The sequence below is a fragment of the Plantactinospora sp. BB1 genome, from assembly GCF_003030385.1.
Lineage (GTDB): Bacteria > Actinomycetota > Actinomycetes > Mycobacteriales > Micromonosporaceae > Plantactinospora.
The window spans coordinates 7,503,159-7,518,333 of record NZ_CP028159.1 but is presented as its reverse complement, the minus strand read 5'-3'; the positions used below and the strand labels follow the sequence as shown (position 1 = coordinate 7,518,333).

Annotated in this window: 14 protein-coding genes; 5 read left to right on the top strand and 9 right to left on the bottom strand. The window is 73.3% G+C overall.

What is annotated here, in order from left to right; translation table 11 throughout:
- Positions 1-70 precede the first annotated feature (70 nt).
- The gene (locus C6W10_RS32975; protein ID WP_107262958.1) at positions 71-493 is read right to left on the bottom strand and encodes a PPOX class F420-dependent oxidoreductase; all 423 of its coding nucleotides are present in this window, start codon (positions 491-493) and stop codon (positions 71-73) included.
- 135 nt (positions 494-628) lie between these two features.
- Here C6W10_RS32975 and C6W10_RS32970 point away from each other — a divergent pair, with 135 nt between their 5' ends.
- The 3 genes from C6W10_RS32970 to C6W10_RS32960 all read left to right on the top strand — a co-directional run bounded on the left by C6W10_RS32970 (position 629) and on the right by C6W10_RS32960 (position 3,466).
- The gene (locus C6W10_RS32970; protein ID WP_107262957.1) at positions 629-898 is read left to right on the top strand and encodes a DUF6343 family protein; all 270 of its coding nucleotides are present in this window, start codon (positions 629-631) and stop codon (positions 896-898) included.
- Between the two features lie 70 nt (positions 899-968).
- Positions 969-2,384 carry an NADP-dependent succinic semialdehyde dehydrogenase gene (locus C6W10_RS32965; protein ID WP_107262956.1) on the top strand — a complete coding sequence of 472 codons (1,416 nt, stop codon included), beginning with the start codon at positions 969-971 and terminating at the stop codon, positions 2,382-2,384.
- Positions 2,385-2,488: 104 nt separating this feature from the next.
- Complete coding sequence (locus C6W10_RS32960; RefSeq protein ID WP_107264471.1) at positions 2,489-3,466, top strand: TIGR03885 family FMN-dependent LLM class oxidoreductase; 978 nt, start codon at positions 2,489-2,491, stop codon at positions 3,464-3,466.
- Positions 3,467-3,478: 12 nt separating this feature from the next.
- Here the strand turns inward: C6W10_RS32960 and C6W10_RS32955 are convergent, their stop codons facing one another.
- On the bottom strand, positions 3,479-4,129 hold the full coding sequence (locus tag C6W10_RS32955; protein WP_107262955.1) for a GNAT family N-acetyltransferase: 651 nt from the start codon (positions 4,127-4,129) through the stop codon (positions 3,479-3,481).
- 68 nt (positions 4,130-4,197) lie between these two features.
- On the opposite strand from C6W10_RS32955, the gene C6W10_RS32950 reads away from it, so the two are divergent.
- A complete protein-coding gene (locus C6W10_RS32950; RefSeq protein ID WP_107262954.1) occupies positions 4,198-5,622 on the top strand; it encodes an Nramp family divalent metal transporter in 1,425 nt (474 codons plus the stop codon).
- Between the two features lie 60 nt (positions 5,623-5,682).
- On the opposite strand, the gene C6W10_RS32945 is transcribed toward C6W10_RS32950, so the two are convergent.
- Positions 5,683-8,775 carry a glycoside hydrolase family 9 protein gene (locus C6W10_RS32945; protein ID WP_234361507.1) on the bottom strand — a complete coding sequence of 1,031 codons (3,093 nt, stop codon included), beginning with the start codon at positions 8,773-8,775 and terminating at the stop codon, positions 5,683-5,685.
- Positions 8,776-9,130: 355 nt separating this feature from the next.
- Between C6W10_RS32945 and C6W10_RS32940 the strand changes: the two genes are divergently transcribed.
- Entirely contained in the window at positions 9,131-9,859 is a 729-nt protein-coding gene (locus C6W10_RS32940; protein WP_107262953.1) for a PP2C family serine/threonine-protein phosphatase, read from the top strand.
- A 46-nt stretch (positions 9,860-9,905) separates the two neighbouring features.
- Here C6W10_RS32940 and C6W10_RS32935 read toward each other — a convergent pair whose 3' ends face one another.
- The 6 genes from C6W10_RS32935 to gvpO all read right to left on the bottom strand — a co-directional run bounded on the left by C6W10_RS32935 (position 9,906) and on the right by gvpO (position 15,174).
- Positions 9,906-12,665 (bottom strand): ATP-dependent RNA helicase, encoded by a 2,760-nt coding sequence (locus tag C6W10_RS32935; protein ID WP_107262952.1) that lies wholly within the window; start codon positions 12,663-12,665, stop codon positions 9,906-9,908.
- A gap of 242 nt (positions 12,666-12,907) precedes the next feature.
- On the bottom strand, positions 12,908-13,204 hold the full coding sequence (locus C6W10_RS32930; RefSeq protein WP_107262951.1) for a gas vesicle protein K: 297 nt from the start codon (positions 13,202-13,204) through the stop codon (positions 12,908-12,910).
- Positions 13,198-13,395, bottom strand: coding sequence for a gas vesicle protein (locus C6W10_RS32925; RefSeq protein WP_107262950.1), 198 nt, complete (start codon positions 13,393-13,395; stop codon positions 13,198-13,200). Before C6W10_RS32925 ends, C6W10_RS32930 begins: the two co-directional genes overlap by 7 nt.
- Positions 13,392-14,207, bottom strand: coding sequence for a GvpL/GvpF family gas vesicle protein (locus C6W10_RS32920; RefSeq protein ID WP_199853784.1), 816 nt, complete (start codon positions 14,205-14,207; stop codon positions 13,392-13,394). Before C6W10_RS32920 ends, C6W10_RS32925 begins: the two co-directional genes overlap by 4 nt.
- The gene (locus C6W10_RS32915) at positions 14,204-14,536 is read right to left on the bottom strand and encodes a gas vesicle protein (RefSeq protein ID WP_107264468.1); all 333 of its coding nucleotides are present in this window, start codon (positions 14,534-14,536) and stop codon (positions 14,204-14,206) included. The genes C6W10_RS32920 and C6W10_RS32915 overlap by 4 nt, the downstream gene beginning before the upstream one ends.
- An 11-nt stretch (positions 14,537-14,547) precedes the next feature.
- The gene (gene gvpO, locus C6W10_RS32910) at positions 14,548-15,174 is read right to left on the bottom strand and encodes a gas vesicle protein GvpO (protein WP_107262949.1); all 627 of its coding nucleotides are present in this window, start codon (positions 15,172-15,174) and stop codon (positions 14,548-14,550) included.
- Position 15,175: the final 1 nt, after the last annotated feature.

Sequence of the window (15,175 nt, the reverse complement as noted above, 5' to 3'; positions counted from 1 at the left end):
ACGCGGCGCCGCCGTCGGCTCGGAACCCTCGCCGACGCCCCCGCGGCACGCGGATCACCGACACTGGCGGTCAGCGGTTGCGCTGCGGCTGCCCGTTGCTGACGGCGACGAAGCTCTCCGGCAGGATGGTGACGATCACCCGCTCCGGGGCGTCCCCGATCTCGTAGACGTTGTCGTACCGCTCCTGGAGCGACCGGTAGAAGGACGCGACCTCGTCGTCGTCCTCGATCTTCTCCACCACGCCGCGCACCTCCAGGAACCGGTACGGGTCGTCGGGGTCGGCGATCGAGAGCGCCACCCGGGGATCGCGCTGGACGTTGCGGAACTTCTGCCGGCGCTTGGTGTGGGTCATCCTGATCCGTCCACCCTCCCAGGCGAACCACATCACGTTGCTCTGCGGTCCGCCGTCGGGGCGGGTGGTCGCCAGGTGTGCGAAGAGCGGACGGGTCAACAGGTCGGCGTGGCTGGGCGGGGGAGTGGGACCGGTCGTCATATCACCCGTTATACCCATCCTGGGCGCCGGAATCCCCACCGTACGCGCGGCACGCCGGGAGCGGCCGCCGGCGGCCGGGGACGGCCGGGGTGGCCGGTCAGGTTAGCCCACCCGCATACCGGGTAGTTGGCCGAAATGGCCTCGAGATCGCAGCCCCGACGGGCGAAAGGGACGGTTGGCCACCCGTACAGCGCGCTGAACCTGCGCCTGGCGCTGGCCGCGTTCGGTCTGGTGATCTGTGTGGTGCTCGGCGTGCTGGCGCTCCGGGCCGACCTGCTGGTCCTCGCGGTGCTCCTCGGCATCCTCGCCGTGGTCGCCGTGGTCGACCTGGTGGTGATCCAGCGCCGCCGGGCCGCGCGGCGCCGGGAGGAGCCGCCGGGTACGAAGCACTCGCTCTTCGAGTGAGCACCCCAGCCGGTCCGGCCCGTCCGCGACCTGCGCTCGGCCGGTCCGCCGACATCGAAGGGAGTACGACATGTCGATCGCCACCATCGACCCGACCACCGGACAGGTGCTCAAGACCTTCGAGGAGATGACGGACGAGCAGTTGACGGCGGCTCTCGCCCGGGCGGCGGCCGGCTTCGACGAGCTGCGGGCCACCACCTTCGCCGACCGGGCCCGGTGGATGTCCGCCGTCGCGGACCTGCTGGAGGTCGAGTGCGACGGCGTGGCCCGGATGATGACGACGGAGATGGCCAAGACCTATGCGTCGGCCAAGGCGGAGGTGGCCAAGTGCGCCGCGGCCTGCCGGTACTACGCGGCGCACGCCGAGCGGTTCCTCGCCGACGAGCCCGCCGACGCCGGTTCGATCGGTGCCACCTCGGCGTACGGCCGGTACTTCCCGATGGGTCCGGTGCTGGCGGTGATGCCGTGGAACTTCCCGCTCTGGCAGGTGATGCGGTTCGCCGCGCCGGCCCTGATGGCCGGCAACACCGGGCTGCTCAAGCACGCCTCCAACGTGCCGCAGACCGCGCTCTATCTGGACGAGCTGTTCCGCCGGGCCGGCTTCCCGGCCGGTGCGTTCCAGGCCCTGATGATCGGGTCGGAACGGATCGAGCAGGTGCTGGCCGATCCCCGGGTCCGGGCCGCGACGCTGACCGGCAGCGAGGGCGCCGGCCGCTCGGTGGGGTCGATCGCCGGGAAGTACCTCAAGAAGACGGTGCTGGAACTCGGCGGCAGCGACCCGTTCGTGGTGATGCCCTCGGCCGACGTGGCCCGGGCCGCCGAGGTGGCCACGGTGGCCCGCTGCCAGAACAACGGCCAGTCCTGCATCGCCGCGAAGCGGTTCATCGTGCACACCGAGGTCTACGACGAGTTCGCCGAGGCGTTCGTGTCCCGGATGTCGGCGCTGCGCCTCGGCGACCCGATGGACGACTCGACCGACGTCGGACCGCTCGCCACCGAGCGGGGCCGGGACGAGGTGGCCGAGCAGGTCCGGGACGCCGTGGCGAAGGGCGCCAGGGTGCTCTGCGGCGGCGAGCTGCCGGACCGGCCCGGCTGGTGGTACCCGCCGACCGTCGTCACCGAGCTGACCCCGCAGATGCGGATGTACGCCGAGGAGGTCTTCGGACCCGTCGCCGGCCTCTACCGGGTCGGCTCCTACGAGGAGGCGGTCGAGGTGGCCAACGGCACCGACTACGGCCTCGGCTCCAACGCCTGGACCCGGGACCCGGACGAGCAGCAGCGGTTCGTCACCGACCTGGACGCCGGAATGGTCTTCGTCAACGGGATGACCACGTCCTATCCGGAGCTGCCGTTCGGTGGGGTCGGCAACTCCGGTTACGGCCGGGAACTCTCGGCGCAGGGCATCCGGGAGTTCTGCAACCTCAAGGCCGTCTGGATCGGCGCGGGGGACTCGGCCGGCGCGGGCGCGGGCGCGCACAGCGAGTAGCCCGCCGGAGGCGGCCCGGCCGTCCGCCCCCGGGTGCCGGTCGGCCGATTTTCGTCGGCGTACCGGGTGTGCGGGGCGGGGCCGACGGGGTATGGGAGACCGCCATGACGGTCTTCGGGATCCACGCCTCGCACGAGCAGATTCATCCCGCCGAGTTGCTCCGGGCCGTCGTCCGGGCCCAGGAGGCGGGGTTCGACGCGGCCATGTCGTCCGACCACTTCTCGCCGTGGAGTGCCCGGCAGGGACAGTCCGGCTTCGCCTGGTCCTGGCTGGGTGCCGCGTTGCAGGCCAGCACCCTGCCGTTCGGCGTCGTCAACGCGCCCGGCCAGCGCTACCACCCGGCGATCATCGCGCAGGCGATCGGCACCCTCGCCGCGATGTACCCCGGCCGGTTCTGGGCGGCGCTGGGCAGCGGGGAGGCGAGCAACGAGCACATCACCGGGGCGGGCTGGCCGCGCAAGGAGATCCGGACGGCCCGGTTGCGGGAGTGCGTCGACGTGATCCGGGCGCTGCTGGCCGGTGAGGAGGTCAGCCACGACGGACTGGTCACCGTGGACCGGGCCCGGCTCTGGACCCGCCCCGAGGAGCCACCCGCACTGGTCGGTGCGGCGGTCAGCGAGGCGACCGCCCGGTGGTGCGCCGAGTGGGCGGACGGCCTGATCACCGTGAACGCGCCGGTGTCCCGGCTGCGCCGGATGGTCGACGCGTACCGGGACGCGGGCGGCCGGGGCAAGCTGCACCTCCAGGTCCACCTGAGCTGGGCGCCCGACCAGGCCGAGGCGGCCCGGATCGCGTACGACCAGTGGCGCAGCAACGTCTTCGCCCCGCCGGTCTGCTGGGACCTGGAGCTGACCGACCACTTCGACGTCGTCTCCGAGCAGGTGTCGCCGGAACTGGTCGCCGAGGTGGTCAACGTCTCCGCCGACCTGGGCCGGCACGCGGCGCTGCTGCGCGAGTACGCCGACCTCGGGTTCGACGAGATCTACCTGCACCACGTCGGGCAGCAGCAGGACGCCTTCATCGACACCTTCGGAGCGAAGGTGCTACCCGAGCTGCGGACGGGCGGGTCGGACCAGACCTGAGCCGTGCCCGGCTCAGTTCACGCCCGCCCCGTCGTCGCCGGTGCGGGGCCGCAGCCGGCGTTCGAGGAGCTGACCCGGCCACCGCCGGTCGGCCAGCGGCACGGTGAACGGTTCGGTGGCGGTGAAGCCCTGACTCTCGTAGTAGCGGACCAGGGCGCCGTCGTCACCGGCGTAGCAGTCCACCCGGAGCAGGTCGACTCCCTGGGCCCGGGCGAGTTCCTCGGCATACTCGAGCAGTCGTGCGCCGATCCGCCGCCCGGCGTGGGCCCGGTCGCTGACCAGCAGGTTGACGTACAACTCGGGTTCGGTCGCGGCCGGGACGTGCGGCACCGCCGCGCCGACGACGATCGCCCCGACCGGGCGCCCGGCGAGCTCGGCCAGATAGAGCTCGCCGTCGGCGGCCCAGCGTCGGACCTGGGCGATCCGGCGCGGGTTGCCGGAGTGCGGCGCGCTGCCCCACTGACCGACGCGGCCACGCTGCACCAGCCACCGGGTGGCGCCGTCGAGCAGGGCGAGCACCGCGCCGACGTCGTCGGAGCCGCCCGCCCGGACGACGAGCTGATCCGTGCCCTCCGCTCGGGATCCGTCCGCGGCTCGGGCGGGCCCCCGGTCGGACGCGTCGCGCGGTTCAGGTCGGGAAGGGCTCGTTGGCACAACGTCCATGTTGGCAGAAGATGCATTTATCACTACCACTGCGAACCGATTTCGCATCCGGCACCAGGAGGTCACCGATGACGCAGACCGCCGCCGACCGATTTCCGACCAAGCATTTGCCCGGCGTCACCGTCCGGGAACTACCCCCGCCACCCCGGTCGGCCTGGTCGATCATCGGGCCGGGGGTGATCGCTGCCGGCGTCGGCCTGGCGTCCGGCGAGTTCATCCTCTTCCCGTACATCGCCTCGCAGGTGGGGCTGGTCTTCCTCTGGGCCGCCGCGGTCGGCATCGTCACCCAGTGGTTCCTGAACATGGAGATCGAGCGCTACACCCTGGCCACCGGAGAGACCGCGCTGACCGGCTTCTCGCGGTTCTGGCGGCACTGGGGACTGGTCTTCGCGATCATGGTCTACTTCGCCAACCTCTGGCCCGGCTGGGCGTCGAGCTCGGCGACCATGCTGACGTACCTCTTCGGCGGCGACGCCACCTGGATCGCCGTCGGCCTGCTGCTGGCGATCGGCGCCACCCTCACCCTGGCCCCGGTCGTCTACACCGCGCTGGAGCGGGTCGAGTTCGTCAAGGTCGGCCTGGTACTCCTCTTCATCGCGGTCGCGGTGGTCTTCGCCATCTCGGCCCGGGCCTGGGGCGACCTGCCGAGCGCGGTGACCGCCCCCGAGTTCCCCACCGAACTCGGCTTCGCGCTGATGCTCTCCGCCCTCGTCTTCGCCGGTGCCGGCGGCGGGCAGAACCTGGTGCAGTCCAACTGGATCCGGGACAAGGGCTACGGGATGGGCAAGTACGTGCCCCGGCTGGTCAGCCCGGTCACCGGCCGGGAGGAGGCCGCCCCGGACAGCCGCGGCTTCGTCTTCGAGCCGACCGAGGAGAACCTGGCCCGCTGGCGGCGCTGGTGGCGGCTGGCCAACCGGGAACAGCTGGTCACCTTCGCGCTGATCTCGTTCGTCACCATCGTGCTGACCTCGCTGCTCGCCTACTCCACCGTGTACGGCGTGCCGGGACTGGCCAACAGCGTCTCCTTCCTCCAAGTGGAGGGGGAGCGGCTCAAGGAGATCGTCGGACCCTGGTTCGGCACCCTGTTCTGGGTGATCGGGGCGCTGTCGCTCTTCGCCGCCGCGATGGGCATCGTCGACTACACCAGCCGGCTCGCCGCCGACGTGCTCAAGACGGCGTACCTGCCCCGGCTCTCCGAGAGCCGGATCTACTTCGGGCTGGTCTGGGGGCTGGTCGCACTCGGCTGCGTCATCCTGCTGGCCGGCTTCGACCAGCCGCTGATCCTGCTGGTGATCTCGGCCTGCGTCGGCGGGCTGATGATGTTCTTCTACTCGATCCTGCTGCTGGTGCTCAACCGCCGGGTACTGCCCGAGCAGATCCGCCCCCGGTCCTACCGGGTGGTCGCGCTGGTCTGGTCGGTACTGCTCTTCGGAGTCTTCTCCGCGCTGACCGTCTGGCAACAGGGCGACCGGCTGCTCGACTGGCTGCGCTGAACGACGCGGGCCCCGACTCCTCGCCGGGAGGAGCCGGGGCCCGTCGTGACCGTCGACGGGTCAGCCGCAGGGCACCCCGTTGACCGTGAACAGCACCGGGTTCGGGTTCGGGCCACCGGCGGTGGTGGCGTTGAAGCCGAACATCTGGCTGGCGCCGGGCGCGATCCGCGAGTTGTACGAATCGTTCCGCGCGGTGACCCGGGCACCCGTCTGGGTCACCTTCGCCATCCACGCCTCCCGGATCTTCTGGTCGCCGTTGAACGCGAAGCTCAGCGTCCAGCCGTTGATCGGCGTACTGCCGGTGTTGGTGATGGTCGCCTGCCCGGTGAACCCGCCGCCCTCGGCCCAGGCGCCGTGGTTGACGTACGTGACCCGGCAGCCCGAGCCGGCCGGCACCGAGGTGCTGCCGCCCTGGTCGGCCAGGAACGAGGCGATCCAGGCGAGCGCCGAGTTCCAGTTGATCGCCACCTCGTTGGTGGCGTACGAGGCGATGTCGTCGACGTAGCAGAACATCGGCGCGCAGCCCTCCAGCAACTGCTCGGCGAACGGGTCGTCGAGGCTGGCATTGGCGCCACCGGCGATCGAGCCGGCCGGCGGGTTCGGCAGCGACTCGTCGTACTGGTTGCCGAAGATCCGGCTGTGCTGGTTCTCCGACGCCTTCTCGCCCCACCCGGTCACGTACGACTGGTTCAGCGCGTTGCGGCCGAAGATGTAGTCCATGCCCTGCACGGCACCGTCCCGGTACTTCGCCTGCCCGGTCAGGTCGAAGGCGGTGGCCAGTACGACCGCGTTGTTGATGATGTTGCTGTTGGCGCCCCAGAAGTAGCTGTTCGGGGTGCCCGGCATCGGCAGCCCGTACGCCTGCCCCTGTGCGGTGGCCAGGTAGCGGTCGGCGGCGGCCACCACCGAGGCGCGGACCCGGTCCCGGTCGGCCGCCGGCAGGCCGCTCGGCACGGTGGCCAGGTCGAGCCGGCCGAGCGCGGCGGTGCTGCCCCAGCCGAAGCCGTGCGCCCCGAAGACCGCCTCGTCGTCGGTGTGGTGCGGCGAGGCGGTCAGGTCGGCCAGGTAGGAGGCTTCGCCGGTGCTCAGGTAGAGCTCGGCGGCGGCCCAGTAGAACTCGTCGGTGACGTCACCGTCGGCGTAGGAGCCGCCGCCGTTGCCGTCGGCCGGGTCGGCGTACCGGGTCGGGTTCGCCTTCGCCGCCGCGTACGCCGTGGTGGCGGCGGTGCGGCAGCGCTGCGCGAACGCGGCGTCGTACGGGGCGAAGAGCCGGGCACACTGCGCGGCCGTGGCGGCCAGGTTGAGCGTCGCCGCCGTGGACGGCGGGTGCAGCTCGCGCAGCTCCGGGTCGTCCTCGGGTTGCAGCGGCAGCCCGGTCCAGTTCTGGTCGTGGATCTTGTGGTGTGCCATCCCGGCCAGCGGCTTACCGGCCGGCACCTGCATCCGGAGCAGGAACTCCAGCTCCCAGCGCGCCTCGTCCAGGATGTCCGGCACGCCGTTGTCGCGTTCCGGCAGCCGCAGGGTTCCGTCGCCGAGCGCGGCACCACCACCGGCGGTGGGGGCGGTCTTGGTCCGCTCGAAGGCGTTCAGCAGCTGGTAGGTGGCGATGCCGCCGTTCACGACGTACTTGCCGTGGTCACCGGCGTCGTACCAGCCGCCCCGCACGTCGAGGCGGTAGTCGCAGACCCCGGGCTGGCACGGTACGTCGGTGTCGCCCTTGTTCGGCGCCACCCCGAGGTGCCCGGCCGGCCGGGCGTACTCCTCGCCGACCAGGTCTCCGTCGATGGCGATGCCGCTGCGCTGGATGTAGAAGAACTGGAGCGAGTCGGAGCGGAGCTGCTTCCAGACGTCGGTCGAGATGTCGAACGGGTGGCTGGTCTGGCCGTCGGCGCTGAGCGTGTAGCCGGTGCCCGGGGTGCGGTAGGCGGAGAAGTCGACGGTGTGCACGTTCTGTGCCGACGCCTGGTCGACGCCGCGCGGGATGCTCCGCCCGCTGGCCACCACCGCGCCCGCGGCCGACTTCAGCTCCCAACCGAGCGGCTCGGTGGCCTCGGTGACGATCGTGGCGTTCTTCGGCCCGGCCGGCAGGTAGCCGACCTGGTTGACCCGGACCCGCGGCCCGGTGTCCGGCACGTACGGCGGCTCCTCCTCGCCGCCGAGCAGCGAGGCGTTGTCGAGGCAGAAGGTGAACGCCTCCGCGTTGCCGCCGACCTGGAAGGCCACCTGGGCGACCTCGGTGTCGGCGGTGGCGGTGAAGGTCCGCTCGACGTGCTGCGCCTCGGCGCCGAAGGTGACGTCCTCGGCGAAGAACGAGGTGTACGGGTCGACGCCGAGCTGCACCGCCACCCGTACCGTCGCGCCGGGTGTGGCGGAGGCGTCGAAGGAGAGCGTGTACGACTCGCCGGCCAGCAGCGTCACGTCGTTCTGCCCGACGCCGCCGTCCCACGGGTTGGCCAGCCCGCCCGGCACCTCGGAGCAGAGCCGGCCGTCGGTCACCCCGGTCGAGGTGGTGCCGTAGGAGTACCAGCCGGTGGTGCCGTTCGCGAAGTCGCCGTTGGTCAACTGCTCGGCGCCGCCAGGTGGCGGTCCGGTGTCGGCGTCACTGCTCAGCGAGACGTCGTCCAGGCAGAACGTGTACGCCTCGGCGGCGCCGCCGAGCTGGAACGTGAGGGTGCCGTTGGGCGAGTCGAGGGTACCGGTGAACTCGTACCCGAACTCCTCGGCGGTGGCGTCGAGCGCGACGTCCCGGGAGAAGACCGTGGTGTACGGCTCCTCGTTGAGCTGGACGTTCGCCTTGACGGTGACCGGTGCGCTGGCCGAGGCGCGGAAGCGCAGTGCATAGCTGGCGCCGTCGCCGAGCGGGATGGTGTTGTGGCCGAGGCTGGCGTCCCACGGGTTGGCGAGACCGCCGGGGACCTCGGTGCAGAGCTGACCGTCGGTCGCGCCGAGGGTGAGGTTGGCGGTGGACCACCACGGGGCGGTGCTGTCGGTGAAGGTGCCGTTGACGATGTGCTCGGTGGGCGCGAGGGTGCCGGCGGAGCCGTCGGGCCGGGCCTGCGCCCCGGTGGCGGTGCCGGTGAGCAGCAGGGCGGCGGTGGCGAGCAGGGTGACCGCGCGGGAGGACCGGCGGTGGCGGTGGCGGGGTCGGAGCACGGGGGATCCCTTCCGGTGGGCGTGCCGTGAGCGGACCGCGCAGCATGCGGGCTCACGGCGGCGAAGCACTCGGGTTCACGGGGGCGAAGCACTCGGGTTCACGGGGGTGCAACCGGCAGCGCTGGTGGGAGCGCTCCCAATACGGAGCCGATGTTGCCAGCCCGTTTCTGGCATGTCAATCGACCAGGCTGGATAGAATTCGGCCGGGTTGACGCCCCGCACGTCGGTTACCGGCGGCGGAACGGCTCGCGGATCGTGATCACCGTAGCCACGTACGGTAAATTTCGATCGCCACTCCGGCCCGTTGGTGATCTACTGCAAGCATTCTGGCCGTCTTTTTGGCAGGCTGCCTGCCATGAGCCTGAAGCTGCGATCCGTGGCGGTGAGCGACCGGGGCCTGATCCGGGGCGCCAACCAGGATTCCGTGCACGCCGGACCCTGGCTGCTCGCCGTGGCCGACGGCATGGGCGGAATGGCCGCCGGCGACCTGGCCAGCACCATCGCCATCGACGCGATCCGGCCGCTGGACGTGGAGACCCCCGAGGAGGGGCTCGTCGCCGCCCTCCAGGGCGCCGTGGACACGGCGAGCGCGGGCATCCGGGCGGCGATCGCCGAGGATCCGGAACGGCAGGGCATGGGCACCACCCTGACCGCGCTGCTGATCGCCCGCACCGGTGCCTGCCTCGCCCTGGCCCACGTCGGCGACTCCCGGGCGTACCTGCTGCGTGGCGGCACGATGACCCAGCTCACCCGGGACGACACGTTCGTGCAGATGCTGGTCGACGAGGGGGTGATCAGTCCCGAGGAGGCGCACAGCCATCCCCGTCGGGCCGTGGTCACCCGGGCCCTCCAGGGCGAGCCCGTCACCCCCACCTACACCACGGTGGTGCCGCAGACCGGCGACCGCTGGCTGCTCTGCAGCGACGGGCTCTCCAACGTGGTACGCCCGGACAGCCTGGCCGAGGCGCTGCTCGGCTATCCCGACCCGGCCGGCTGCGCGCAGCGCCTGGTCGACCTCGCCCTGCGGGCCGGCGGGCCGGACAACATCACCGTCGTGGTCGCGGACGTCATCGACACCCCCTGACCGGGCCGCGCCGGCTCCCATCCTCGGGTACGCCCCGGCGGGCCGGCTACCCGCGCCGGGGTTGCAGGCCGCGGGTCGGGGCCGCCTCGGTCGGATCCGCCGGCCACGGATGCCGGGGATAGCGACCGCGCAGCTCGGCGCGTACCTGCGGATAGCCGGTCCGCCAGAACGAGGCGAGATCCCGGGTCACCGCGACCGGACGACCGGCCGGGGAGAGCAGGTGCAGCAGCACCGGCACCCGCCCGTCGGCGATCCGGGGCACGTCCCGCCAGCCGAAGGTCTCCTGCAACTTGACCGCCAGCACCGGCGCCGCCGGATCCGAGTAGTCCACCCGGTGCCGCGACCCGCTCGGCACGACCAGCCGCTCCGGGGCCAGCTCGTCCAACCGGGCCGCCTCCGGCCACGGCAGCAGCCGGCGCAGCGCGGCCGAGACGTCGATCCGGGCCAGATCGGCCCGACGCCGGGCACCGGCCAACTCCGGGCCGAGCCACTCGTCGGTCCGGTCCAACAGGGCCGCGTCGGTCACCTCCGGCCACTGCCCGCCCAGGGCCTGCCGGCAGAACGCGAGCCGTGCGCGCAGCTCCCGCGCCTGCCGGGTCCAGCTCAGCAGGTCCAGCCCGGCCTGACGCAGCCCGTCCCGCAGCGCCGCGGCGACCCGGGCCGGGTCCGGCCGGGTCAGCGGGCGCTCCAGCAGCACGATCGCGCCCAGCCGCTCCACCTCGCGGGCCACCACGTCCCCGCCGGACCAGGCGATCTCCTGCTCCCGCCGCAGCAGCGCGGCACCGGCCTCCCGGGCGGTCGCCTCGTCCACCACCGCGGCCTGGCGGATCGCCGCGCCCCGGCGCCCGGGTGCCCGGTCGGCCACCGAGATCGCCAGCCACTCCGCCCCGGCCAGCGGCGAGCCCGGCGCCAGGTCCGCCGCGGTGCCACCGGCCATCAGGTACGTCTGCGTGCCGGCCTGCCGGACCGGCTGCGTGCCGGCCTGCCGGAGCCGGGCCAGCCGCTCCGGGTACGCCAACCCGACCAGCAAACCGGCGGCCAGGTCGTCCGACAGCCCCGGCCCGGCCCCTCGGCCGCCCCGCCCACTCGGTTGGTCGCCGGGCCGGCCGCCTCTGTCGTGGCGTCGGCTCGGTTGGTCGTCCGATCCGCTGCGTTGGTGGTGGCGTCGGCTCGGTTGGTCGTTCGACCCGCTGCGTTGGTGGTGGCGTCGGCTCGGTTGGTCGTCGGGCCCGCTGCGTCGGTCGTGGTGCCGGCGCGGTTGGTCGTCGGGCCCGCCGCGTCCGGCGGCCGGTGCGGCGGCGGGCGGGGACTCGTCGAGGGCGCCGCGCAACCGGTCCACCTCCGCCCGCCACCTGGCGCTGGCCGGGTCCGTACCCGAGCGGAGCCGGCGCCAGGTGCCGACCAGATCGTCACCGGGAGCGGACTCGGCGAGTACCGCGACCACCTCGGCGGCCCGGTCCGGGCGCACCGCCGCGGCACCGTCCAGCAGCGCCCGGGCCAGCCGTGGATGAGCGCCGACCGCCGCCATCGCCCGGCCCCGCCCGGTCACCCGGCCGTCCGGGGCGACCGCACCGAGCGCCTCCAGGGTGGCGCGGGCCACCTGCATCGCCGCTGGCGGTGGCGGATCCGGCAGCGCCAGCCCGGTGCCGTCCGGGCGCCCCCAGCAGGCAAGCTGGAGCGCGAAGGCGGTGAGGTCGGCGACCGCGATCTCCGGCTCCGGCTGCGCCGGCAGCCGGTCGTGCTCCGCCGCCGACCAGCACCGGTAGACCCGGCCCGGCGCCTCCCGGCCGGCCCGCCCGGCCCGCTGCGTCGCCGCCGCCCGGGACACCGGCACCGTCACCAGCGCGCCGAGCCCCCGGGCCAGGTCGGTCCGGGCCACCCGGCTCAGCCCGGCGTCGACCACCACCCGTACCCCGGGCACGGTGAGGCTGGTCTCCGCGACGGCGGTGGCCAGCACGACCCGGCGCCGACCGGTGGTCGGGCGGAGCGCGGCATCCTGCTCGGCACTGGACTGCCGGCCGTGCAGGCGTACCAGGTCCGTGTCGGCCAGCCCGGTCAGCCGGCCGGCGACACCGTTGATCTCCCCTGCGCCGGGGAGGAAGACCAGCAGGTCGCCGTCGTGCTCGGCCAGCGCCCGGCGTACGGTCGTCGCCACGTGGTCGAGCAGCCGGGGATCCACCCGCAGCCCGTGCGGCGGGTCCACCGGCCGGGGCGGCGGCGCCCAGACCACGTCGACCGGGTACGCCCGACCCTCGGCGCGCAGCACCGGTGCCGGTTCCGCCGCCGAGCCGAGCAACACGCCGAGCCGCTCCTCCTGGGCGGTGGCGGACATCGCCAGCAGCCGCAGGTCGGGCCGGAGCGCGGCCCGGGCCTCGATGCCGAACGCCAGGGCCAGATCGGCGTCGAGCTGCCGCTCGTGGGCCTCGTCCAGGAGTACCGCGCCGACGCCGGGCAGCTCCGGATCGTGCTGGAGCCGCTGCACGAGCAGGCCGGTGGTGACCACCTCGATCCTGGTCCGGGCGCTGGTCCGGCGCTCGCCGCGCACCGCGTACCCGACGGTTTCGCCGACCCGTTCGCCGCGCAGCTCCGCCATCCGGCGGGCGGCGGCCCGGGCCGCGACCCGGCGCGGCTGGGCGACGACGATCCGCCCGTCGACCCGGTCGACCAGCGCCAGCGGGACCAGCGTGGTCTTCCCGGCCCCGGGCGGTGCCACCAGCACCGCCGCGCCGCGCTCGGCCAGCGTCTCGACCAGGGCCGGCAGCACGTGCCGGACCGGCAGGTCGGCGGCGGGTTCGGGCGGTGACATCCGGCCAGTGTCGCACCGGCGGCGGCACCGGTCGGGCTCCGGTCAGCTCCAGGACGCCGAAGCCGGCTTCCGAGGTCGGCTTCCGAGGTCGGCTCCGATGTCGGCTTCGATGTCGGCTTCGAGGTCGGCTTCGAGGTCGGCTTCGATGTCGGCTTCGAGGTCGGCTTCGTGATTGGCTCGGCTCCGGCCCGGGCCCGGTTCGGGCCGGGTTCGGCTCCGGTCCGGCTGCGGCCCGGTTCCGGTCAGTCCCGGGGTAGCAGCGGGCCGAGCGGCCCGAGGTCCAGGTTGAGGTCCTCCGGCGACAGGCCGAAGTGCTCCCGCAGCTCGGTCATCTGCTGGTCCAGCGCCATCAGGGTGCTGCCGACCCGCTCGATCTGCTCCTCGGTCAGGTCGCCCTGGTCGATCCGGCGCAGCGCCTGCCGCTCCATCAACTGCCGCAGCAGTTCCACGATGGTGAGCACCAGGCTGCCGAGGCCGCGCTCGACCCCGTCCCGGTCCACCTCGACCCGCCCCGGCCGGGGCTGCTCGGGGCTCAGCACGGCGTACCACCCTCGATCGGGGCGGCGGCCCGTACGGAGGCGAGCAGTGCCCGCAGCGAGACGTACACCAGGTCCACGTCGGCGATCGAGAGCACCAGGTCACCACTGACCACGACTCCGGTACCGAGTACCCGGTCGAGCAGGTCGACCAGGGCGATCGGCTGGCTCTCCAGCGCCTCCCGCCCACTCATCGCAGCGCCCCGTCGGCGCTGCCGTCGTGCGTGGCGGTGTCGTCGAGGGCGGCGAACGAGTACGGCGGCCACGGCCCGGTCAGCTCCAGCCGGAGCACCGGATGCCGGGTACCCAGCTCCCGGACCAGTTCGGCGAAGTCCGCCGCCCGCCCGGCGGACAGCAGGTACGCGCCGTTGAGCACCATCGGGTCGGGTACCCCGCTCAGGCTCCGGTCCTGCGGCCGGTGCCGGCGGGCCGCCTCGGCCTGCCCGGAGAGTGCCGCGTGCACCGCCTCGGCTCCCTCCGCCGCCGCTCGCCGGGCCGCCTCGCCCGCCGCCAGCGCGGTCCGCCGCCGACGCAGGTACTCCGCACCGGCACCGCCGCCACCGGACGGCTGTACGGACGCGGCCCCCGGTGCCTCGGCGGCGCGGACCGAGTACGCCTTCACACCCCACTCGGCCCGGTCGGTGACCCGGTCGAGGGCGGCGCCGAACTCCGCCTGCCGGTCGTGCAATCCGGCCCGGAGTGCCGGACCGTCCTGGTAGACCGTGGCCAGCCGGGCCGGCAGGGTCGGGCCGAACCGCCAGACCGCCTCGATGACCCGGTGGTGGGCGCTCGCCGCCGCCTCCAGCCAGCGCAGGTCGCCCAGGTTCCGGTGCAGGGCCGCCTCCCCGTACTCGTCGAGGTCCACCGGCGCCACCACCGCGTCGAGGTCGTCGCCGATCCGCACCACCTCGACCGGAGCCCCACCCGCCCCGGTCAGCCCGACCAGCCGGTCGGCGGGCAGCTGCCGGGTCACGGCGTGCAGCCAGATTCCCTCACCGCCGCTCATCGTTCCTCCTCCGCCCGTCGTGCACTCCGGTCGGGCAGCGCCCGATCGGGTGACCGCGTGTCGGCACCCGACTCGACGGACGGGCGGGAGCGGCCGCCGAGGAACGGATCGTGCTCCCACCAGTCGATCCCCATCTCCCGTGCGGTGTCGACGGAGGCGACCACCAGGCGCAGCTTGATGGTGAGCAGTTCGATGTCGAGCAGGTTCACCCGGATGTCGCCGGCGATCACCACGCCGCGATCAAGTACCCGCTCCAGGATGTCCGCCAGGTTGCCGGTGTCGCCGCTGGCCGGACGGACCTGACCGTGGCCGTAGGCCGGTTGTGGCATCGTCACGTCGGTCACCCCGTCCCCGACCCGCTGTCGCCCCGGCCACGCGGATACCGTCGGGTCCGGCGGTAGCCGGTCAACTCCCCGCTGGCGTCCAGTTCGGTCCGGTAGACCGCGAGGATGTCCGCCGAGGAGGGCACCCGGGCGTCCTCGACGACCTCGACACCGACCAGCCAGCCCCGCTCGGTGCGGTCCAGCGAGGTGACCCCGGTGACCCGCTTGCCGGTCAGGCCGGCGATCTGTCGGGCCCCGTTCTGGGCCGCGACCTGCGCGGAGATCGGCCGGGCCGGACCGGCACGCCGCCGAGCCGCACGCCGCCGGTTCCCGGCCCGGTCGGCCGGGCCGTCGTCGGGGTACTCGTCGGCCTGCTCGTCGTGGTCGTCGCTGTCGTGGTCCTCGTCGCGACCGTCGTCCTCGTGGTGCTCGTCGTCCTCGTCGGAGTCGTGGTCGTCGTCCTCCTCGTAGTCGTCCTCGTCGTAGCCGTCGTCCTCGTCGTAGCCGTCGTCCTCGTCGTAGCCGTCGCGCTCGTCGTAGTTGTCGTCTTCGGTGTAGTTGTCGTCCTCGACGTAGTTGTCGTCTTCGGCCGGGTGGTTGTCGTGCTCCCGGTAGCGGCCGGCGCGCTGGATGCGCTCCGCCATG